General features: G+C 67.8%; 19 protein-coding genes. 10 read left to right on the top strand and 9 right to left on the bottom strand.

Features of this window, described 5'->3' with window-relative positions:
- Nucleotides 1-50 precede the first annotated feature (50 nt).
- Nucleotides 51-752: a helix-turn-helix transcriptional regulator gene (locus ACIREO_RS31290; protein ID WP_404116279.1), complete on the bottom strand. Its 702-nt coding sequence runs from the start codon at nucleotides 750-752 to the stop codon at nucleotides 51-53.
- Nucleotides 753-1141: 389 nt separating this feature from the next.
- On the opposite strand from ACIREO_RS31290, the gene ACIREO_RS31285 reads away from it, so the two are divergent.
- Together ACIREO_RS31285 and ACIREO_RS31280 are read left to right on the top strand one after the other, a co-directional pair.
- Nucleotides 1142-3826, top strand: coding sequence for a transglycosylase domain-containing protein (locus ACIREO_RS31285; protein WP_404116277.1), 2685 nt, complete (start codon nucleotides 1142-1144; stop codon nucleotides 3824-3826).
- A 169-nt stretch (nucleotides 3827-3995) separates the two neighbouring features.
- Nucleotides 3996-5501: a glycosyltransferase family 87 protein gene (locus ACIREO_RS31280; protein ID WP_404116275.1), complete on the top strand. Its 1506-nt coding sequence runs from the start codon at nucleotides 3996-3998 to the stop codon at nucleotides 5499-5501.
- A 57-nt stretch (nucleotides 5502-5558) separates the two neighbouring features.
- Here ACIREO_RS31280 and ACIREO_RS31275 read toward each other — a convergent pair whose 3' ends face one another.
- From ACIREO_RS31275 to ACIREO_RS31265, 3 genes are all read right to left on the bottom strand, one after another.
- Nucleotides 5559-6590 carry an alanine racemase gene (locus tag ACIREO_RS31275; RefSeq protein WP_404116273.1) on the bottom strand — a complete coding sequence of 344 codons (1032 nt, stop codon included), beginning with the start codon at nucleotides 6588-6590 and terminating at the stop codon, nucleotides 5559-5561.
- A 72-nt stretch (nucleotides 6591-6662) separates the two neighbouring features.
- A complete protein-coding gene (locus ACIREO_RS31270; protein ID WP_356709036.1) occupies nucleotides 6663-7781 on the bottom strand; it encodes a peptidoglycan bridge formation glycyltransferase FemA/FemB family protein in 1119 nt (372 codons plus the stop codon).
- Nucleotides 7782-7955: 174 nt separating this feature from the next.
- Entirely contained in the window at nucleotides 7956-8312 is a 357-nt protein-coding gene (locus ACIREO_RS31265) for a hypothetical protein (RefSeq protein WP_404116271.1), read from the bottom strand.
- Between the two features lie 284 nt (nucleotides 8313-8596).
- Between ACIREO_RS31265 and rpsF the strand changes: the two genes are divergently transcribed.
- The 4 genes from rpsF (at nucleotide 8597) to rplI (ending at nucleotide 10338) form a co-directional block, all read left to right on the top strand.
- Nucleotides 8597-8887, top strand: coding sequence for a 30S ribosomal protein S6 (gene rpsF, locus ACIREO_RS31260; protein WP_006604399.1), 291 nt, complete (start codon nucleotides 8597-8599; stop codon nucleotides 8885-8887).
- Nucleotides 8888-8958: 71 nt separating this feature from the next.
- Complete coding sequence (locus ACIREO_RS31255; RefSeq protein WP_404116269.1) at nucleotides 8959-9594, top strand: single-stranded DNA-binding protein; 636 nt, start codon at nucleotides 8959-8961, stop codon at nucleotides 9592-9594.
- Nucleotides 9595-9636: 42 nt separating this feature from the next.
- On the top strand, nucleotides 9637-9873 hold the full coding sequence (gene rpsR, locus ACIREO_RS31250) for a 30S ribosomal protein S18 (protein WP_003967857.1): 237 nt from the start codon (nucleotides 9637-9639) through the stop codon (nucleotides 9871-9873).
- Nucleotides 9874-9891: 18 nt separating this feature from the next.
- On the top strand, nucleotides 9892-10338 hold the full coding sequence (rplI, locus tag ACIREO_RS31245) for a 50S ribosomal protein L9 (protein ID WP_014155197.1): 447 nt from the start codon (nucleotides 9892-9894) through the stop codon (nucleotides 10336-10338).
- A gap of 188 nt (nucleotides 10339-10526) precedes the next feature.
- Here the strand turns inward: rplI and ACIREO_RS31240 are convergent, their stop codons facing one another.
- Entirely contained in the window at nucleotides 10527-11864 is a 1338-nt protein-coding gene (locus ACIREO_RS31240) for an MATE family efflux transporter (protein ID WP_404116267.1), read from the bottom strand.
- 475 nt (nucleotides 11865-12339) lie between these two features.
- On the opposite strand from ACIREO_RS31240, the gene dnaB reads away from it, so the two are divergent.
- Nucleotides 12340-13797: a replicative DNA helicase gene (gene dnaB, locus ACIREO_RS31235; protein ID WP_404116407.1), complete on the top strand. Its 1458-nt coding sequence runs from the start codon at nucleotides 12340-12342 to the stop codon at nucleotides 13795-13797.
- Between the two features lie 51 nt (nucleotides 13798-13848).
- Here the strand turns inward: dnaB and ACIREO_RS31230 are convergent, their stop codons facing one another.
- Nucleotides 13849-15012: an epoxide hydrolase family protein gene (locus tag ACIREO_RS31230; RefSeq protein ID WP_404116265.1), complete on the bottom strand. Its 1164-nt coding sequence runs from the start codon at nucleotides 15010-15012 to the stop codon at nucleotides 13849-13851.
- A gap of 97 nt (nucleotides 15013-15109) precedes the next feature.
- Here ACIREO_RS31230 and ACIREO_RS31225 point away from each other — a divergent pair, with 97 nt between their 5' ends.
- Nucleotides 15110-15709 carry a TetR/AcrR family transcriptional regulator gene (locus ACIREO_RS31225; protein WP_404116263.1) on the top strand — a complete coding sequence of 200 codons (600 nt, stop codon included), beginning with the start codon at nucleotides 15110-15112 and terminating at the stop codon, nucleotides 15707-15709.
- Nucleotides 15710-15875: 166 nt separating this feature from the next.
- On the opposite strand, the gene ACIREO_RS31220 is transcribed toward ACIREO_RS31225, so the two are convergent.
- A complete protein-coding gene (locus tag ACIREO_RS31220; protein ID WP_404116261.1) occupies nucleotides 15876-16985 on the bottom strand; it encodes an FAD-dependent oxidoreductase in 1110 nt (369 codons plus the stop codon).
- A 69-nt stretch (nucleotides 16986-17054) separates the two neighbouring features.
- Here ACIREO_RS31220 and ACIREO_RS31215 point away from each other — a divergent pair, with 69 nt between their 5' ends.
- Complete coding sequence (locus tag ACIREO_RS31215; RefSeq protein ID WP_404116259.1) at nucleotides 17055-17735, top strand: TetR/AcrR family transcriptional regulator; 681 nt, start codon at nucleotides 17055-17057, stop codon at nucleotides 17733-17735.
- Nucleotides 17736-17897: 162 nt separating this feature from the next.
- Nucleotides 17898-19277: a serine hydrolase domain-containing protein gene (locus ACIREO_RS31210; protein WP_404116258.1), complete on the top strand. Its 1380-nt coding sequence runs from the start codon at nucleotides 17898-17900 to the stop codon at nucleotides 19275-19277.
- Nucleotides 19278-19342: 65 nt separating this feature from the next.
- On the opposite strand, the gene ACIREO_RS31205 is transcribed toward ACIREO_RS31210, so the two are convergent.
- Entirely contained in the window at nucleotides 19343-20506 is a 1164-nt protein-coding gene (locus tag ACIREO_RS31205; protein ID WP_404116256.1) for a winged helix DNA-binding domain-containing protein, read from the bottom strand.
- 41 nt (nucleotides 20507-20547) lie between these two features.
- Nucleotides 20548-21000 carry a GNAT family N-acetyltransferase gene (locus ACIREO_RS31200; protein WP_404116254.1) on the bottom strand — a complete coding sequence of 151 codons (453 nt, stop codon included), beginning with the start codon at nucleotides 20998-21000 and terminating at the stop codon, nucleotides 20548-20550.
- Nucleotides 21001-21023 lie beyond the last annotated feature (23 nt).

The following is a 21023-nucleotide window of genomic DNA, read 5'->3' as shown; positions in this document are numbered from 1 at the left end:
CTGTGTGTTCTCGGTGTTCCCCGATGACGCCTTGCGGATCTGCGGGGATATCACTTGGTGTCGTCGGACGGATCCGGCCGGGTGTCGTCCCTGTGCCGGGGCAGGCCGCCCGTCTCTCCTGATGTGTCCTGTTGAGCGGAGCTCTCGGGGGAGGATCGTCGCTGATCCCGTCCCGACCGCTCGCTCTCGATGAGCTCGTTCAGCCAGCGCACTTCGCGCTCCACGGACTCCATGCCGTGTCGCTGCAGCTCAAGCGTGTAGTCGTCGAGCCGTTCGCGGGTGCGGGCGAGTGAGGCGCGCATCTTCTCGAGGCGCTCCTCCAGCCTGCTGCGGCGGCCCTCCAGCACGCGCATCCGCACCTCGCGCTCCGTCTGCCCGAAGAAGGCGAAACGAGCCGCGAAATGCTCGTCCTCCCAGGAGTCCGGACCGGTGTGCGAGAGCAGCTCCTCGAAGTGCTCCTTACCTTCTGCCGTCAACCGGTAGACGATCTTGGCGCGGCGACCCGCCAGCGAGGACGCAGGGGCGACCCCACGGCCTGCGGCAGGTGGCGATGCCGGAACACTTCCCGGTTCCTCGATCAACCAGCCGTTGGCGACCAGCGTCTTGAGGCAGGGGTAGAGGGTGCCGTAGCTGAAGGCGCGGAAGATTCCCAGCGACGTGTTGAGGCGCTTGCGCAGCTCGTACCCGTGCATGGGCGACTCGCGGAGCAGGCCGAGTACGGCGAATTCGAGGATGCCGGAGCGTCTGCTCATGTTCGCCTCCTCTTCTTCTGCCTGGTGCTTCCACGGGCCGTCGGGCCCACCTTATGCCGTGCTGATGTATCGACTCGATACATCAGCACGATAGATCGGCCCGCGATGTTCGACAAGGGGAGGCTTCGTGAGCGGCGTCACATCCCCGATTCATAGGGAGTGACTTGCGTAATTTGGGGTGAAGTTCGGTCCCCAGAGGTTTTTGACCGTGCGTAGTCTGTGCGGCATGCAGACCACCGGGAACCGTGAGACGCCACCGTGCGTCAGTTATGGCGGACTGCCGGATGTACTGCGGGTGAGCCTTCCGCAGGGCTTGTCCGTAATTCGGGGGGACCGGATCTCAACTGCCGCTTCCAGGCGCTCTCGCCTGCCCGAGGAGTAGTCGTTCGATGAGCGAGCACCGTCGCAAAGCGCCGCAACCCCAAGGTGGCGGGCGCGCAGCGGCCAGACGAGCCGCCCAACAGCCTGCTGGACGTCGCAACGAGGCGTCACGCAGAGCCACGTCAGAATCACCTTCCGAAGCGCACGGCGACGAGCCGGTCTTCGGCAGCCGTGCCGAGGCCCGTCGCGCCGCCCAGCGCGGCGGAGGCAGGCGTCGGGGAGGTGGCGACAGCAGCGGTCACGAAGTCCGTGGCCGGGGTCGCGCAGACTCCGGCAAGAAGCGCTTCATCGACTACCCGCGGGCCGGCAAGTACGGCTTCCGCCGCTGGGTCCCGTCGTGGAGGCTGGTCTCCGGCCTGTGCCTGGGCTTCCTGGGGTTGTTGATGGGTGCGGCGGGCCTCGCGTACGCCCTGGTGGTGCCGCCGGAGGTCAAGGACCTCGCCAAAGCGCAGAACAACGTCTACTACTGGGCCGACGACACACAGATGGTCGCGGCGGGCGGCGGTGAGGCCAACCGCCAGTCGCTCGATTACGCCCAGATCCCCGTGGCGATGCGGAACGCCGTCATCTCGGCCGAGAACAAGTCGTTCGAGACCGACAGCGGCATCGACCCCATGGGTATCGCCCGTGCCTTCTACAACATGGCCCGGGGAGGTGACACGCAGGGCGGCTCGACCATCACCCAGCAGTACGTGAAGAACTCGCGGCTCACCCAGGACCAGACCCTGAGCCGGAAGTTCAAGGAACTCTTCATCACGCTCAAGGTCGGCGAGACGGTGGGCAAGAAGGAGATCATGGAGGGTTACCTCAACATCTCCTACTACGGCCGCGGTGCTTCGGGGCTCCAGGCGGCGGCCCGCACGTACTACAACAAGGACGCCACTGACCTGAACGAGAGCGAGTGCGCCTTCCTGGCGACGCTGCTCAAGGGGGCGAGCTACTACGACCCCGCGGGTGCCGAGGACATCGACCCGGTGCAGGCTACGCCGGAGAAGAACACCGAGCGGGCCAAGAGGCGCTGGAGCTGGATCCTCGACGAGGAGGTCAAGGACGGCCGGCTCAGCGCTGCCAAGCGCGCGACGTTCACCGAGTTCCCCATGCCGGGTCCGCCGAAGAAGGAGGCCAAGCTGGCCGGTCAGACCGGATATCTGGTCGACCTCGCCACGAAGTACTTCCTCGCGCACAACGACAAGGGCGTCACCGAGAAGGAACTGGCCCAGGGCGGCTACGAGATCCACACGACCTTCGACAAGAAGAAGGTCAGCCAGCTCGAGAAGTCGGTCAACAAGGTGTACAAGGCCAAGATCGACGTGAAGAAGCGTCCCGACCTGGACTCCCACGTCCAGTTCGGCGGCGCGTCGGTGGACACCAAGACGGGCGCCATCATCGCCACGTACGGCGGCCAGGACGCGACGCAGCACTACACCAACAACGCCGACGCGACCGGTGCCCAGGTCGGTTCGACGTTCAAGCCGTTCGTGCTTGCGGCCGCCATGCAGTACGGGAAACGCGATCCCGAGGGCGGCGAGCAGCAGAGCGAGTCGGAGCGTACGCCGGTCTCGCCGAAGAGCATGTACAACGGCGACAACGAGCTGAAGATCAACAATTACGACGGCTCGGTCTGGCAGAACGAGGACGGCGAGCAGTGGCTCCAGCCCAACGATGGAGACCACAACTACGGAGACGTCACGCTCCGGTACGCCATGCAGGAGTCCGCCAACTCCCCGTACGTCCAGCTCGGTATGGACGTCGGCACCGACAAGGTGAAGGAGGCCGCCGTAGCCGCAGGACTGCGTGACGACGACTACATGGCGAACTCGACCGTCCCCTCGTTCTCCATCGGGACCTCCTCGCCGAGCGCCATCCGGATGGCCGGCGCGTACGCCACCTTCGCCACCAGCGGCAAGCAGCGGGAGCCGTTCTCGGTCACCGAGGTCAAGCACGAGGGTGAGGTCATCTACCAGCACGACACCGTGAGCGAGACCGGGTTCCCGAGCGTCGTCGCGGACAACGTCACCGACGTGCTGAAGAACGTCGTCGAGAACGGGACAGGGACCCCTGCCCAGATCCCGGGGCGTGACGTGGCAGGCAAGACGGGTACCACGGACGGCAACAAGTCGGCGTGGTTCGTCGGCTACACCCCGCAGATCTCGACGGCCGTCAGCATGTTCCGGATGGACGACGACGCGACGAACAAGAACCGCAAGTTCCTGGAGATGTACGGCACTGGCGATGAGGAGGCGATCCACGGTGCCTCGTTCCCCGCGCAGATCTGGCACGACTACATGACCGGCGCGGTGAAGGGCACGAAGGTCGTCAACTTCCCGAAGCCGGAGCCGATCGGCGAGAAGGTCTACGGTGGCGGCGCCAGCCCCAGCCCGAGCCCGTCGCTGAGCGTGACTCCTTCGCCTTCGGAGTCCAGCGAAGAGCCGCCGCCGAGCCCCAGTGCCTCGACCCCGTCGTCCCCCACCTCGTCGCCGAGCGAGACGTGTGCGCCGAACGACTGGGAGTGCAAGTTCGGCGATCAGGACGGCGGGGCGACCGACGGCAACGACAACGCCGGGACCACGGACGGGGCCGACGGTGGGACGGACACCGGAACGTCGGAAGGCGGGACGGATACCGGGACGACCGAAGGCACGACCGAAGGTGAAGAGAACGGCCGCGGCGGGATCCTCGGCGGCGGCGGATAGCCACCAGGGCGGCGCGCGTTGACGCCACCGTCCCTCCGGAAACCCCGCCAGGGGCCTGCCGGGCACGCGTACGAGGGCCCGCCGGTACCTTCCAGGTACCGGCGGGCCCTTCGTGTGTCCCGGACGCGTGCCACGCCCGCACACAGCCCCGTACGGCAGGATGTGCGGCATGCCAAGCGCAGAAGACACGAGCGTGCACCAGGAGCCGTCCGTCGTACCGCCCACACGACAGGACGAGATCGCCGCAGCGGGGAGCGAACTCATCGGGGGCCCCGCGGGCCGCTGGGCACGGTTCGGATCGGGACCGCTCACACCGGTGCGCGTCATCGCGCTCGTGGCGATCGGGATGTTCGCGCTGGGCATGGTGCAGAAGATCCCCTGCTACGACTGGGCGTGGTTCCGCGGAACCAGTTCGCAGTACACGCACGCGTGCTACTCCGACATCCCGCACCTCTACGTCGGGCGCGGCTTCGCCGACGGCCTCGTGCCGTACTTCGACCGGCTGAGCGGTGACATGGCGTACCTCGAGTACCCCGTCCTGACCGGCCTCTTCATGCAGGTCGCGTCCTGGCTGACGCTGACCCCGTCCTCGGACCCCGCACAGCAGCGCGAGCAGATGTACTGGATGGTCAACGCGGGCATGCTGATGGTCTGCGCCGTGCTCCTCGTGGTGTGCGTCGCCCGTACGCAGCGGCGCCGCCCCTGGGACGGGCTGCTGGTCGCGCTCGCGCCTGCCGCCGCGCTCACGGCGACGATCAACTGGGACCTGCTCGCCGTCGCCCTGACAGCCGCGGCGATGCTCATGTGGTCGCGCGGCAGGAATCTCGCCTTCGGCCTTCTCATCGGCCTCGCGACCGCCGCCAAGCTCTACCCCGTGCTGCTCCTGGGGCCCCTGCTGGTGCTGTGCTGGCGGGCCGGGAAATGGCGGGAGTACGGATCGGCGCTCTTCGGCGCGGCGGCGGCCTGGCTGGTGGTGAACCTGCCGGTGATGCTCTACGCCCCGGAGGGGTGGAAGAAGTTCTACACGTTCAGCCAGGAACGGCAGATCGACTACGGCTCGTTCTGGCTGGTCATCACCCAGCGCACCGGCCGGCCCATCGACGTGGACACGGTGAACACGGCCTCGGTGCTGCTGATGGTCGTGCTGTGCGCGGGAATCGCAGGGCTGGCACTGACCGCCCGGCACCGGCCGCGCTTCGCGCAGCTGGCGTTCCTCGTGGTGGCCGCCTTCATCCTGACGAACAAGGTCTACTCACCGCAGTACGTGCTCTGGCTGATCCCGCTGGCCGCGCTCGCCAGGCCCCGCTGGCGGGACTTCCTCGTCTGGCAGGCCTGCGAGGTCATGTACTTCCTGGGCATCTGGCTCTACCTCGCGTACACGACGAGCGGCGACAAACACCAGGGGCTGCCGCAGGAGGGCTACCAGGTCGCGGTCGCCCTGCACCTGGCGGGAACGCTCTACCTGTGCGCCGTGATCGTCAGGGACATCCTGCGGCCGGAGCGGGATCCCGTACGGCTCGACGGGGCCGACGACCCTTCGGGCGGAGTGCTCGACGGGGCGCCGGACCGGAAGGCGATCCTGCGGATGCACCCTCATCCGGCCCGGCACGCGGCACCCGCGGTCGTAGGACCGCGGGCGGAGTGGGGCACCGCCGGAAGAGCGGCCTCCGACTGAGGGGGGCCGGTCCACCCGGCCACGAGGACTGGTTCTACCGGTCCACGAGGACGGGTTCTACCGGTCCACGAGGCGGTCGAACTGGGTGGTGGTGTGGCGCAGGTGGGCCACCAGTTCGTCGCCGACCCTCGGCTCCTGGGCGTCCGAGGGCACGAAGAGGATCGACACCTGCATGTGCGGCGGCTCGGCGAACCAGCGCTGTTTGCCCGCCCAGACGAACGGCGACAGGTTGCGGTTGACCGTGGCCAGCCCGGCGCGTGCGACACCCTTGGCGCGCGGCATCACTCCGTGCAGGGCCTTCGGCGCCTCAAGGCCGACACCGTGGGAGGTCCCGCCGGCGACGACCACCAGCCACCCGTCGGACGCGGCCTTCTGCTGGCGGTAACCGAAACGGTCCCCCTTGACCACGGGCGTGACGTCGAGCACCGCGCCGCGGTACTCCGTCGCCTCGTGGTCGCCGAGCCAGAGCCGTGTGCCGATGCGCGCGCGGAAGAGGGTCTGCGGGAACTGCTGCCGCAGCCGGGCCAGTTCCTCGGCCCGCAGATGGCTGACGAACATGGTGTGCAGCGGAAGCCGGGCGGCGCGCAGGCGGTCCATCCAGGCGATGACCTCCTCGACCGCGTCCGACCCGTCCGTGCGGTCGAGCGGCAGGTGCAGCGCGAACCCTTCGAGGCGTACGTCCTCGATGGCCGCGTGCAGCTGCCCCAGCTCCTCCTCCTTGACGCCGTGGCGCTTCATCGAGCTCATGCACTCGATGACCACGCGCGCGCCCACCAGGGCGTGCACGCCGTCCACGGAGGAGACGGAACGGATCACGCGGTCGGGCAGCGGCACCGGCTCCTCGCCCCGGCGGAAGGGCGTGAGCACCAGCAGGTCGCCACTGAACCAGTCCTTGATGCGAGCGGCCTCGTACGTGGTCCCGACGGCGAGCGTGTCGGAGCCGAAACGGATCGCCTCGTCGGCCAGGCGCTCGTGTCCGAAGCCGTAGCCGTTGCCCTTGCAGACGGGCACGAGGCCCGGGAACTGGTCCAGTACGGACTTCTGGTGCGCCCGCCAGCGCGCGGTGTCGACGTAGAGGGAGAGCGCCATGGCCGGCCCGGAACCTTTCTGGTGGCTGCGGTGGGAGTGGGAGAGGAGCTGATGGGCGGTGGTCGGCTGCGGTCAGCGGCGCGACATGTACATGTCGAGCGCCTTGTGCAGCAGCTTGTTGAGGGGGAAGTCCCATTCGCCGACGTACTCGACGGCCTCGCCGCCGGTGCCGACCTTGAACTGGATCAGGCCGAAGAGGTGGTCGGTCTCGTCCAGCGAGTCGCTGATGCCGCGCAGGTCGTAGACGGTCGCGCCCATCGCGTACGAGTCGCGGAGCATCCGCCACTGCATGGCGTTGGAGGGACGGACCTCACGCCCGATGTTGTCCGAGGCGCCGTAGGAGTACCAGACGTGCCCGCCGACGACGAGCATCGTGGCAGCCGACAGGTTCACACCGTTGTGCCGGGCGAAGTACAGGCGCATGCGGTTGGGGTCCTCGGAGTTGAGTACCGACCACATGCGCTGGAAGTACGAGAGCGGGCGCGGCCGGAAGTGGTCGCGCACGGCGGTGATCTCGTACAGCCGCTGCCATTCGGCGAGGTCCTCGTAGCCGCCCTGGACCACCTCGACGCCCGCCTTGTCGGCCTTCTTGATGTTGCGCCGCCAGAGCTGGTTGAAGCCCTTGAGTACGTCCTCGAGGGAGCGGTTGGCCAGCGGCACCTGGAAGACATAGCGGGGCTGTACGTCACCGAAGCCGGCGCCGCCGTCCTCGCCCTGCTGCCAGCCCATCTTCCGCAGCCGGTCCGAAACCTCGAAGGCGCGCGGCTCGATGTGGCTGGCCTCGACATCACGCAGCCGCTTCACATCGGGGTCCTGGATTCCCGACTTGATGGCGGCCGAGTCCCAGCGGCGGATGACCACGGGAGGGCCCATCTTGACCGAGAAGGCACCCTGCTGCTTCAGGTGGGCGAGCATCGGCTGGAGCCACTCGTCCAGATTCGGGGCGTACCAGTTGATGACCGGTCCCTCGGGGAGGTACGCGAGATAGCGCTTGATCTTGGGCAGCTGACGGTAGAGCACCAGCCCGGCACCGACCATCTCGCCGTTCTTGTCGAACCAGCCCAGGTTCTCCGAGCGCCATTCGGTTTTCACATCAGCCCACGCCGGGACCTGGCAGTGACTGGCCGAGGGCAGGTTCTGGATGTACGCCAGATGCTGCTCTCGGCTGATGGTCCTCAGGGTCAGGCTCATGCGGGGCGCTCCTCGGCAGGTGTGTCCCCATCGGTCAGGGGCTCCGGCTCTCGCGCCGAAGCCTACTGTCCCTGAGGGGCGCCCGGTCTGGCCCGTCCGGACCGGACCTGGCGCCACCCGCGTGGGATTGCCCGGCCGCGCACCGCGTGGGGCGAGCCGGCCCGGTTCTGCCGGTCAGGTGACGATGCTGCCGAAAAGGCCGCCGTGCGCCATGCCGAGGTAGAAACCGACGGCGGACGCGCCGATCCCCATGACCAGACCGAACCGCTCCCAGGTGGTCCTGGAGATGTACTGCCCGTAGACACCGGTCAGGATGCCGACCAGCCCGGCCCAGGAGCTGATCAGGTGCAGGTTGTGGAACATCGCCGTCACGAACGCGAGGATGCCGAGGACCCCGGTCACCACCATCAGCGCTTCCTGCAGCGGATGCGGCTTGCCGTCCGTGGCGAAGAGTGACCCGGTGGCCGGACGGGCGTTGGCCACCCGGCTGGGAGAGGGGCGGCTGCCGGCAGGTCGGACTGTCTGTGCCATGGAGCACCTCCTGGCGGGAAGGGCGGTGGAATGTAGTTCCTCTCACACCGCATCTGTCTTGATTGTGCGCCCTGAACACCGGATTTCAACCGGAAGCCGGTCTGCGGGTAGTCTGTACGGTCTGCACCGGTGTCTGCCTTGAGCCAGCACTACGGCCCCCTCGATTCTGAAGACGGGCGTTGTCAGTGGCGGCTGTTTTACTCGGAGACACTGATGCTTACGCATCACGACCCTCCTGCCACGGAACGACCGTGGCCGCTGAGTCCAAAGGAGGTGGGTTCTACATGCGTCACTACGAGGTGATGGTCATCCTCGACCCCGATCTCGAGGAGCGAGCAGTCTCCCCGTTGATCGAGAACTTCCTCTCCGTTGTCCGTGAGGGCAACGGAAAGGTTGAGAAGGTCGACACCTGGGGCCGTCGTCGTCTCTCTTACGAGATCAAGAAGAAGCCTGAGGGCATCTACTCGGTCATCGACCTGCAGGCCGAGCCTGCGGTCGTCAAGGAGCTCGACCGACAGATGAACCTGAACGAGTCGGTCCTCCGGACCAAGGTCCTCCGTCCCGAGACCCACTGAGCATCTAGCTCAGCGGTCATCGGGTTCGAGTAGCAAGCAGCCAGAAGCAATCCCCGCCGAGAGGTTCACCCATGGCAGGCGAGACCGTCATCACGGTCGTCGGCAATCTCGTCGACGACCCCGAGCTGCGCTTCACCCCGTCCGGTGCGGCGGTCGCGAAGTTCCGTGTCGCGTCCACTCCCCGCATCTTCGACCGGCAGACCAATGAGTGGAAGGACGGCGAAGGCCTGTTCCTCACCTGCTCGGTCTGGCGTCAGGCGGCGGAGAACGTCGCGGAGTCGCTTACGCGAGGCATGCGCGTCGTCGTGCAGGGCCGGCTGAAGCAGCGGTCCTACGAGGACCGTGAGGGCGTCAAGCGCACGGTCTACGAGCTGGACGTCGAGGAAGTCGGCCCCAGCCTGAAGAACGCCACGGCCAAGGTCACCAAGACCACAGGTCGCGGTGGCCAGGGCGGTGGCCAGGGTGGATACGGCGGCGGCCAGCAGGGCGGCGGCAACTGGGGCGGCGGTCCCGGTGGCGGTGGCCAGCAGGGCGGCGGCGGTGCTCCCGCCGACGACCCGTGGGCCACCAATGCTCCGGCCGGCGGCCAGCAGGGCGGGGGCCAGCAGGGCGGCGGGGGTGGCTGGGGCGGAAGCTCCGGCAGCTCCGGCGGTTCCGGCAGCTCCAGCGGTTCCGGCGGCGGCTACTCGGACGAGCCGCCCTTCTAGGGCAGCTCGTACCCCACTTCTTGATCACACAGGAGAAACACCATGGCGAAGCCGCCTGTGCGCAAGCCTAAGAAGAAGGTCTGCGCGTTCTGCAAGGACAAGACCCAGTACGTGGACTACAAGGACACGAACATGCTGCGGAAGTTCATTTCCGACCGCGGCAAGATCCGTGCCCGCCGCGTCACCGGCAACTGCACGCAGCACCAGCGTGACGTCGCCACGGCAGTCAAGAACAGCCGTGAGATGGCGCTGCTGCCCTACACGTCCACCGCGCGATAAGGGAAGGGTGACCGAATCATGAAGATCATCCTCACCCACGAGGTCACTGGCCTCGGTGCCGCCGGTGACGTCGTGGACGTCAAGGACGGGTACGCCCGTAACTACCTGGTTCCGCGTGGCTTTGCCATTCGCTGGACCAAGGGTGGCGAGAAGGACGTGGCGCAGATCCGCCGCGCCCGCAAGATCCACGAGATCGCGACGATCGAGCAGGCCAACGAGATCAAGGCCAAGCTCGAGGCCGTGAAGGTCCGTCTGGCTGTTCGCTCCGGCGACGCCGGCCGCCTCTTCGGTTCCGTCACCCCGGCTGACATCGCCTCGGCGATCAAGTCTGCCGGTGGTCCGGACGTCGACAAGCGTCGCGTCGAGCTCGGCTCGCCGATCAAGACGCTCGGCGGACACCAGGTGTCCGTCCGTCTGCACCCCGAGGTTGCCGCGAAGCTCGGTATCGAGGTCGTTGCTGCCTAAGGGCACAGCTCAGCAGAGCTAGGTGAAGGGCCGCACCCCTGGGTGCGGCCCTTCGTCGTTTCCTGCGAAGCCGTTTCACGTGAGACGGCTTCAGGTGAGGCCGTCTCTCGCGAGGCCGTCTCTCGCGATGCCGTTTCACGTGAAACGGAGCAGTCCGGCTGATGACCAGGTGTTCAAGGGGGCGCGCTTCAGCGCGTGGCTCCGGTCACGATCCACCGACCCGACCGCATGCGCATCCACAGCGTCACCAACCGGACGGTCATCATCAGCGTCATCGCTCCCCAGAGAGCTGTGAGGCCTCCTCCGAAGCTGGGAACCAGGAGAGCGGCAGGAGCGAAGACGGCCAGCGTAAGAACCATGGCCCAGGCGAGATAGCGGCCGTCCCCCGCGCCCATGAGTACGCCGTCGAGAACGAATACAACCCCCGAGATCGGCTGGGAGAGGGCTACGAGCAGCAGTGCCGGCAGCAGAGTGTCCTGTACGGATGTGTCGCCCGTGAACAGCGGGACGAAGAGGGGCCTGGCGAGCACGATGGCTGCCCCGAGGACCACCCCCGAGGCGATCCCCCACTGAACCATCCGGCGGCAGGCCTCGCGGGCACCCTTGGCGTCGTTCGCCCCCAGATACCGGCCGATGATGGCCTGCCCGGCGATAGCGATGGCGTCGAGCGCGAAGGCCGTGAGGCTCCAGAGAGACAGGATGATCTGATGCGCGGCGATGTCCGTGTCGCCCAGGCGGGCGGCGACCGCGGTCGCGATCATCAGGACCGCTCTCAGCGAAAGCGTACGGATCAGCAGAGGTACGCCTGCCTGGGCGCTCGCCCGGATACCCGCAGCGTCGGGACGCAGCGAGGCTCCGTGCCGACGCGCTCCACGGACGACGACGACCAGGTAGACGAGCGCCATGCCCACCTGCGCGATGACGGTCCCCCATGCGGATCCTGCGATGCCCAGCCCGGCACCGTAGACCAGACCGGCGTTGAGGGCTCCGTTGGCCGCGAATCCACCGATGGCGACGTAGAGCGGTGTCCGGGTGTCCTGCAGACCGCGCAGCACTCCCGTCGCCGCGAGCACCACGAGCATGGCGGGGATGCCGAGGCTGGAGATCCGAAGGTACGTGGTGGCGTACGGGGTCGCGGTATCGGAAGCCCCGAAGATGTCGACCAGCCACGGTGCCAGGGGGAGTGTGACAGCGACAACGGCGGCACCGATGAGCAGAGCGAGCCAGATGCCGTCCATCCCCTGGCGGATGGCGGACGCCAGGTCTCCCGCGCCGACCTGTCGTGCGACTGCGGCTGTGGTGGCGTAGGCAAGAAAGACGAAGACGCTCACCGCGGTCGTCAGCAGGGCCGCGGCGACCGCCAGTCCGGCCAGTTGCGGGGTGCCGAGATGGCCGACGATGGCGCTGTCGACCATGACGAAGAGTGGCTCGGCGACGAGCGCGCCGAAGGCCGGGACGGCGAGCGCGATGATCTCGCGGTCGTGCCGACGGCGGGAAGGCGGCCGTGTCGTGTGCGCCTGGGTCATGGGGTCAATCTAATCTTCCACAGGTAAGAGATGCAATGCGGTTTGGATCCTTACCTTGGTGGGGTTTCCGCGCTCATCGGGAGGCCATGTCCGGAGATCTTGGGCTGAGGAGAAAAGTTTTTCTCCCCCACAGCCGGTGGATTGAGAAACCGCAGGTCATGAGCCTCTTCGGCGGGCGCGTATGAGTTTGTCCACAGTGCTGTCCCCCGGTCCGTGCACAGGATCGGATGAGTTCTCCACAGCATCTGGTCCGTCGTCCACATGCCCTGTGGATAACCAGATTGGCTGACGGTGCGGACAGGCCTACCGTGGTGCGGCGCCCGCACTCCGTTCCGGCTTGGAATTCCGCAGAACTTGACGCGCCGGAACCGGAGTCGGGCGTCTTGTTTGTCGGTGCCGTGCCGTAAGAAAGAGTGGCACGGCTAGGTCCGCGAAGCGGACGGGAGGAGGTGGCCCGGTGAGCATTCCCGAGCCTTTGGACGACCCCTGGGCCGATGTCGGTCCCAGTGACCGTCTGCCGGTTTCCCGTCAGCGTCGCGGTGAGGGCAAGGGGCGCGACGAACAGCACGAGCGGGGCCGGGAGAGCGGCTGGGACGGCGGGTCGTCCGGCTTCGAGCGGGTGCCTCCGCAGGATCTCGACGCCGAACAGTCCGTCCTCGGCGGCATGCTGCTCTCCAAGGACGCCATCGCCGACGTCGTGGAGATCATCAAGGGCCACGACTTCTACCGCCCGGCCCACGAGACCGTCTATACGGCGATCCTCGACCTCTACGCCAAGGGGGAGCCCGCCGACCCGATCACGGTGGCGGCCGAGCTGGTCAAGCGCGGCGAGATCACCAAGGTCGGCGGAGCTCCGTATCTGCACACGCTGGTGCAGTCCGTGCCGACCGCGGCCAACGCCTCGTACTACGCGGAGATCGTCCACGAGCGGGCCGTTCTCCGGCGCCTCGTCGAGGCCGGCACGAAGATCACCCAGATGGGATACGCGGCCGACGGCGACGTCGACGAGATCGTCAACTCCGCGCAGGCCGAGATCTACGCCGTCACGGAGCAGCGCACCAGCGAGGACTACCTGCCGCTCGGCGACATCATGGAAGGTGCTCTCGACGAGATCGAGGCCATCGGTTCCCGCAGCGGTGAGATGACCGGTGTTCCGACCGGATTCACCGATCTCGACGCCCTGACCAACGGCCTGCACCCCGGCCAGATGGTCGTCATCGCGGCCCGGCCCGCCATGGGTAAGTCCACCCTCGCCCTGGACTTCGCCCGGGCCTGTTCGATCAAGAGCAACCTGCCGAGCGTGATCTTCTCCCTGGAAATGGGGCGCAACGAGATCGCGATGCGCCTGCTGTCCGCCGAGGCCCGTGTGGCGCTCCACCACATGCGCTCCGGCACCATGACGGACGAGGACTGGACACGGCTGGCCCGCCGGATGCCGGATGTGTCGGCCGCGCCGCTCTACATCGACGATTCGCCGAACCTCTCGATGATGGAGATCCGCGCGAAGTGCCGACGCCTCAAGCAGCGCAACGACCTCAAGCTCGTGGTCATCGACTATCTGCAGCTGATGCAGTCCGGCGGGGCCAAGAGGGCGGAGAGCCGCCAGCAGGAGGTCTCGGACATGTCCCGAAACCTCAAGCTCCTCGCCAAGGAGCTGGAGCTTCCCGTCATCGCGCTGTCCCAGCTGAACCGTGGGCCCGAACAGCGCACGGACAAGAAGCCGATGGTCTCCGACCTGCGTGAGTCCGGATCCATCGAGCAGGACGCCGACATGGTGATCCTGCTGCACCGCGAGGACGCGTACGAGAAGGAGTCACCGCGCGCGGGCGAGGCGGACCTGATCGTGGCCAAGCACCGTAACGGCCCGACGGCGACGATCACCGTGGCGTTCCAGGGGCACTACTCCCGCTTCGTGGACATGGCCCAGACCTGACGCAGGCCGTTGCAGGTCACGCGCATGCGCTCCTGAGTTCGCGCGTTGGCGTCAGGAACGAAGGGTGCGCAGGCCGGTGCGGATTTCGCTGACCAGGAGCTCGGGCTGTTCCAAGGCCGCGAAGTGCCCGCCCTTGTCGGCCTGGCCGTAGTGGATCAGATTGCTGTAGGTGTCTTCGATCCAGCTTCGTGGCAGGCGTGGGATGTCCCTCGGGAAGACGGTCACCGCGACCGGAAGCGTCAGCTGCGGGCCGGCGAGAGTGCCCGATGCGTTCTCCCAGTAGATGCGGCCGGACGACGCTGCGCTGTTGGTGAGCCAGTAGAGGGATATCGCGTCGAGCATGTCGTCCATGCTGAGGGCGTCCTCGGCGAGCCCGTGGTTGTCGGTCTTGGACTGGAACTTCTCGTAGATCCAGGCTGCCTGACCAGCGGGAGAGTCCGCCAGGGCGAATCCGACGGTCTCCGGCTTCGTGCGCTGAAGGTGGTTCGACCCACCGAGATCGCCGTTGTAGAGGGCGAGGGTCTCCACGGCGTAGCGCTGTTCGGGCGACAAGGTGTCGGGTATCTGTGCGGGAAAGGCGTACTGGGTGTTCAGATGAATTCCGAGAAGTCCCTCAGGTTGCATGGCCCCGAGGGCGGTGGTGACGACGGCACCCCAATCGCCGCCTTGTGCGGCCCATCTCGTGTAGCCGAGACGCTTCATCAGCTCCACCCACGCGCTTGCGATGCGCGATACGGTCCACCCGGTCTCCGTGGGCTTCTGGGAGAACCCGAAGCCGGGGAGCGACGGGACGACGACGTCGAATGAATCGGCGGCGTCTCCTCCGAACGAAACCGGATCGGTCAGCGGGCCGATCACCTTCAGGAACTCGACGATCGAGCCCGGCCATCCGTGCGTGAGTATCAGCGGCATCGCGTGGGGATTCTTGGACCTGGCGTGGATGAAGTGGATGTCCAGCCCATCAATCTCGGTCAGGAACTGAGGGAAGCGATTGAGGTCGGACTCGAAGCGCCGCCAGTCGTAGCCGCGCTCCCAGTGGTCGACCAGCGATCTGGCGTTCTCCACGCGAACGCCTTGCGACCAGTCGCCCACCGTTTCCGGATCCGGCCATCGAGTTCTGGCCAGTCGCTGCTTCACGTCGTCGATCTCCGAATCCGGGATCGAGACGGTGAACGGGCGTACGAGGGCCGAGGCCGGCGGCGTCGGTGCGGTCATTGTCTTCTTCTCCTGGGCTTCGAAGCAGAGTGCAGCTCTCTGTTGCACACCGGTGTGCAATCTACTTCGTTGCACGCTGGTGTGCAACAATGGTGCCGTGCCCACCGAGTCCTCCCGTGTGCGCTCGATGAACGAGACGCGCGATCGCATCCTCGACGTCGCCCTCGACGTGCTGGGAGAGAAGCCCGACGCCGGCATGGGCGACATCGCCTCCGCTGCCGGCGTCGTCCGTCGCACCGTCTATGGCTATTTCCCCTCGCGCCTCGACCTGGTTCGGACACTCACGGAACGGGCCGTCACCGAGATGACAGCCGTGCTCACCGAAGTCAACGCCGCCGAGGCGGAAGCGGACGCGGAGTGGGCCGAATTCATCGCCCGCCTCTGGCCGGTGGCGCACCGGTACCGAGTGCTGTTGGCACTGCGTCGTGGCGAGTACGGCGAGGCGATCCACGGTCTGCTCGGGCCGGTCGACGAGCTGCTCGCCGACCTCGTGAAACGGGGCCAGGACGGTGACGTGTTCGCGCAGCACCTGCCGGCAGGCATTCTGAGCCAGGTTGCCTACGGCGTCGTGTTCGCCATCGCGGACAGCGACCTGTCGAACGGGACCCTCGGCACCCGAGCAGCGACGATCACGAGCCTGCTGATGCTGGGGGTTCCCGAGACGCGCGCAATCGCTCTCGTGGGCGACCAGCCCTGACCCCGAAGAGGCCCGACAGGTGGGGCCCCGTGGCATGACTGCCCCTACAGCAGATGACACGGCGTGAGAAGCCCGAAAACCGTCGAGGGCAGAGACACGGCAGGTGACACGGGTCGCGGGAGCCTTCACCGTGCAGGGCGCAGGCTCCCGGTCGTATCCGTTCCCTTCAGCCGGGTTGGAAGACCGCGAGCAGCTTCTTGGCGGCGTCCGGCGACATCAGCAATTCCTGCATGTCCGCGGACATCCGGGCGGCGGCACCGGTGCGTTCGAACATCTCGCGTTCGTATTCTTCGACGGCGGCGGAGAAGTCGTCGGGTTGCGTGGCCAGCGCGAGACCGAGCAGGGCGCCGTCGAGCAGCGCCATGTTGGCGCCTTCTCCCACCGGTGGCATCAGGTGCGCGGCATCGCCGAGCAGGGTGACGCCTGGCGTCGAAGGCCAGGTCAGGCCGATCGGGAGAGTGGTGATCGGCCGCGGCACGACCGTGTCGTCGCAAGCCGCGATCAGTGCGGTGAACCGTGGATCCCAGCCGGGGAGCAGATCGATCAGCCGCGCCCTGGCGGCGGCCGGGTCGTCGAACGGGATCCCGCTGGTGGCGAACCAGTCCTCGGCGGTGTTGTAGAAGTTCAGGCCGATGCGAACGCGCCCGTCGCCGTTGCGCTGCGCCGCCAGGGACAGTCCGTTGCCGAACACCCAGTAGTTGCCGCGCCCGACCATCGCCGCGAGGTCGGGGTGCGTGCGGTCGATGTCGGGAATGCCGAGCTCGACGATGTTCTGGCCGATGTGCACCGGGCGGGCGTCGGTGAGCATCGTGCGGACCCGGGACTGAGCGCCGTCCGCGCCGACCAGTAGGTCATATGTCGCACTGCTGCCGTCGGCGAAGTGCAGCAGGCCGTTGTCGGCGGACCCGAACGCGTGCCCCCAGCGCACCGCGTGTTCGGGGAGGGAATCCAGCAGCAGGTCCCGGAGGTCGGCGCGGTCGACCTCGGGTCGATCGAGCGGGGCGTCGTCGGGCGTGTCCTCCTGGAGCAGCAGGGTGCCGTCCGGCTCGAGAAGGCGCATGTCCTGGCCTTCACCACGGGCAATCGCGTGGAACTGGTCGATCAGACCGGCCTCACGCAGCGCCCGCTGGCCGGAGTGGATGTCGAGCATGCCGCCCTGACCGCGAGCACCGCGTGACGACTCCCGTTCGTACACAACCGAACGCATGCCGTTCACGTGCAGCACACGGGCGAGAGCCAGGCCGCCGAGGCCGGCTCCGACGATGGCAATGGACATGGGTGCCTCCTTCGATACGCCGTACTGGTCGATACACTGTATCGGTTCATGTGATGTACTGTAAGCGGCATGTTGGTGTGGGAGAGGCCGGAGCCACCGAATCGGCCTGTGCCGGTCCCGTTGAGCCGGGAGCAGATCGTGCGAGCGGCGATCCGGCTGGCCGACGCGGACGGCCTGGACGCGGTGTCGCTGCGCAAGGTCGCCACCGCGCTGGACGTCCGTCCGATGCGGCTGTACGGCTACATCGCCAGCAAGGACGAGCTGCTCGACCTGATGGTCGACGCCGCCCACGCCGAGATCCGGCCGGTCGGAGACGGCTGGCGGGAGGTGCTCCGGTCTCTTGCCGAAGCCACTCGGCACGCCGCTCACGAGCACGAATGGCTGGCCGATCTGCTGGGTGGCCGGCCCCAGCTCGGGCCGCACGCGCTGGCCAGTGGGGAGACAGTGGTGGCCGCACTGGGTGACGTCGACGTGGACGAGGTCATGCCGGTGGTCGCCGCGGTCAACGCGTACGCGATCGGCGCGGTGCGCCGGGAGGTCGCCGAGCGGCGTGCCGAGCGGGCCACCGGGATGGACGAGAAGCGTTGGCAGGCCTCACTCGGGCCCTATCTGAAGCGGACCCTCGCCACCGGCCGATTCCCCGCGCTGGCCACGGTGGTGCGCGATGCCACGCACCACCACGCCGACCACACCTTCCGGACCGGCCTCGACTGCCTGCTCGACGGCATCGAAGCCCGCATCTCAAGGTGACGCGCGCCGCCCGCGCGGAACGGGGATCCATGCCCGACTGACCGGTGGGCTGATCGACGAGATCGACGACGGTTCTACGTGGCTTCGCGGGGGTGGAGGCGGTTGCCCGGCGGCTGCCGAATAGGTTCGTCAGGCGGATGAGGCGCGGGTCATGCTTGGGCCATGACCTCTTCCGAAACCCTGCTCCCCGGTACCGGGCGCGCCCTGTTGCACCGTGTCGCCACCGCTCAGTCCGAAGGCCGCGCCCCCTCCCTCGTCGCCGCGGTGCAGAGGGGCGGGCAAATCGCCTGGAGCGGCGCCCGCAGCTGCGTGGACGGCCATGAGCCTGATGGAGATACGCAGTTCAGGATCGGCTCCATCACCAAGACGTTCACCGCTGTGCTGGTGATGCGCCTGCGCGACGAGGGGCTGCTGGATCTGGACGATCCTCTTGAGAAGCACCTGCCCGGCACGGATGTCGGGCAGGTGACGGTGTTCCAGCTGCTGGGCCACAGCGGGGGTCTGAAGGCGGAGACACCGGCGCCCTGGTGGGAGAGGACACCAGGGGCCATACGTCCCGAGCTGGCCGATGTGCTCGGCGAGAAGCCGGTGATCCACCCCACCGGCCACGGCCACCACTACTCGAACCCGGGTTACACGCTGCTCGGCTCGCTCGTGGAGAGACTGCGCGGCGATTCCTGGGCGGAGGTCCTGCGCCGCGAGATTCTGGAACCCCTGGGGATGGACCGCACGACTCCGCAGGCGTGTGCCCCGCATGCGGGCGGCTGGGCTGTCCATCCATGGGCCGACGTCATGCTGCCCGAGCCGGCCGAGGACCTCGGACTCATGGCACCTGCCGGCCAGCTCTGGTCGACCACCACCGATCTGCTCCGCTTCGCGGCCTTCCTGGCACAGGGCGATGAACGGGTGCTCCGTGCGTCCTCGGTCGTGGAGATGCACGCCCCCTCCGCCCCACCGGAAGCGGGCGACTGGGCCGGCACGTACGGCCTCGGTCTGCAGGCGGTACGGCGCGGGAACCGTACGCTCCTCGGCCACACGGGATCGCTCCCCGGCTTCCTGGCCGCGTTGTGGTTCAGCGTCGAGGACGACGTGGCGGCCGTGGTGTTCTCGAACGCGACCTCCGGCCCTCAGATCAGTACGGTGGCTGCGGACCTCCTGGAGATCGTCGCCGACGCGGAGCCGAGGATCCCGGAGCCCTGGTGTCCACTGCCCGAGGTCGACGAGGGGCTTCTCGCGCTGACAGGGCCCTGGTACTGGGGCACGCAGGTCCTCGCGCTGAAGCTGCTCGCAGACGGGGGCCTCGAGTTCCAGCCGTTGCGGGGCGCCGGGCGCGCCTCCCGGTTCCGGGCGCGCCCCGACGGGACCTGGACGGGGCTCAACGGCTACTACGCGGGGGAGACGCTGAGGGCCGTGCGCGCCGATGACGGCACGGTGGACCATCTCGACCTGGGGTCGTTCGTCTTCACCCGGGAGCCGTACGAGCGGAGTGCTGCGGTTCCCGGTGGTGTGGACGAGGACGGCTGGCGAGGCCTCGCCCGCTGAAGAGCCTGGGTCGGCGTTTCACGTGAAACGCCGACCCAGACAGCCTCGGACCCGCAGCAAGCGGATCAGGCCGTCAGCTCGCGCTCCAGCGGTGTACGGAAGCGCGGGGTGATCCGGACGTCGCCCACCCAGGCCGACAGCCGGCCGGCCTCTGCCTCGATGAGCTGTGAGGCCTCCTGGCCCACGTCGGAGAGCAGTCGCCACACCGGCTCTCCGCCCGCGCGCTGGGCCCAGCCGCCCACGATTCGGCCGTTCCACCACACAGTGGGCCCGATGTTTCCTGCACGGTCGAAGAGGGCGGCACGGTGATCGGCGGGCAGGTGGAAATCACGGTCGGCCCAGCCCATCGCGCTCGGGTCGAGACCGGGCAGCAGGGCCGCCCAGGGCTCAGGAGCAGGTTCGGCTGCGAGATCCCCCGGGGCGATCCAGCCGACGGCCCCGCTGTCGAGCAGGACCTCCTCGGCGCCGATGGAAGCGAGGGCTGCACGCGTCTCGCGGACACCCCAGCCGGTCCACCACTTCAGATCGCGTTCGGTGGCCGGCCCGTAGGAGTGGAGCCAGAGTCTCGCCACTTCCGCCCGTGCCCCGGCGGGATCCGATGCGGGCCAGGGCTCGGCGGCCGTCCAGCGGAACTGGCTGGAGGTCCATGAGCCGCGTGGCCGGTCCCGCCTGATGCGCCCGTCAGCGGCCAGTACCCGGATCACCCGGGTGGCGACCCCCTGCACCGCTTCCTGCTTCGTTCCGGGGAAAATGGTGATCTTCGTACGCAGAGCGGGTACGGCGGCCGACAGCTCGCTCCCCGTGGCACGGCCTCGAGTGGTCAGAGCAGTGAGCGTCTGCCGCTCGGTGTCGGCGAGCCACTGTTCGTCCAGGCCCTTGCCGTCCTCGCGCAGATGCTTGAGAAGCTTCTGGCGTTCCTTGGCCGCCACGGTCCGCGCGCTCGACGCGTCGACGGCGGGCGCGGCCTCCGCGGACACGGTGAACAACGTGTTCCGCATGGAGAGCAGCCGTACCAGGGAAACATCCTCGTAGAGCGCTCGCTCAACCGCCCCGGCCCCGGGGTCGGTCAGCCGGGCGCAGACGGAGAGGAAGACCGTGGCGGCATCTGTCGCGTGCAGGGCTACGACGGCATCGGCCACCTCGACGGCGGACGTGGCCCGTACGGACGGGGCCAGCAAGTGCCGTCGGCTGAGTCTGATCCTGCGCTGCTCGTCATCGATGCGGTGCACGTGCTGCCTCCCGGAGGGCGGAGCTGTCCGAAACTCTGCGGTCAGAGAGTAAGTTTGAAGCCCACATGGCTCGCGGTGAAGCCGAGCCGCTCGTAGAAGCAGTGGGCGTCCGTCCGGGTGGTGTCCGATGTCAACTGCACCAACTGGCAGTCCTGGCGCCTTGATTCGTCGACCGCCCACTGAATCAGCTGGGTGCCGAGACCGCTGCCGCGCTCATCCGCGTGGACGCGGACCCCTTCGATGACGGACCGCGTCGCACCACGTCGGGACAGTCCGGGAATGATCGTGAGCTGGAGTGTCCCCACGATGCGGCCCTGGCGCGCGGCCACGGTCAGATGCTGGTTCGGGTCGTCGGCAAGACGCCGGAACGCGGCGTGATACGGGGCCAGGTCGTCCGGAGACTCCCGCCGCGCACCCAGCGGGTCGTCAGCGAGCATGGCCACGATGGCGGGGATGTCCGCGAGTGCTGCGGGACGTATGTCGAGATCGCTCATGATCGGCAGACTACGCAAAACCA

The sequence above is a fragment of the Streptomyces sp. NPDC102441 genome (assembly GCF_044765585.1).
Taxonomy (GTDB): Bacteria; Actinomycetota; Actinomycetes; order Streptomycetales; family Streptomycetaceae; genus Streptomyces.
The sequence above is the reverse complement of the archived record's forward strand: the minus strand, read 5'-3'. Positions and strand labels throughout refer to the sequence as shown.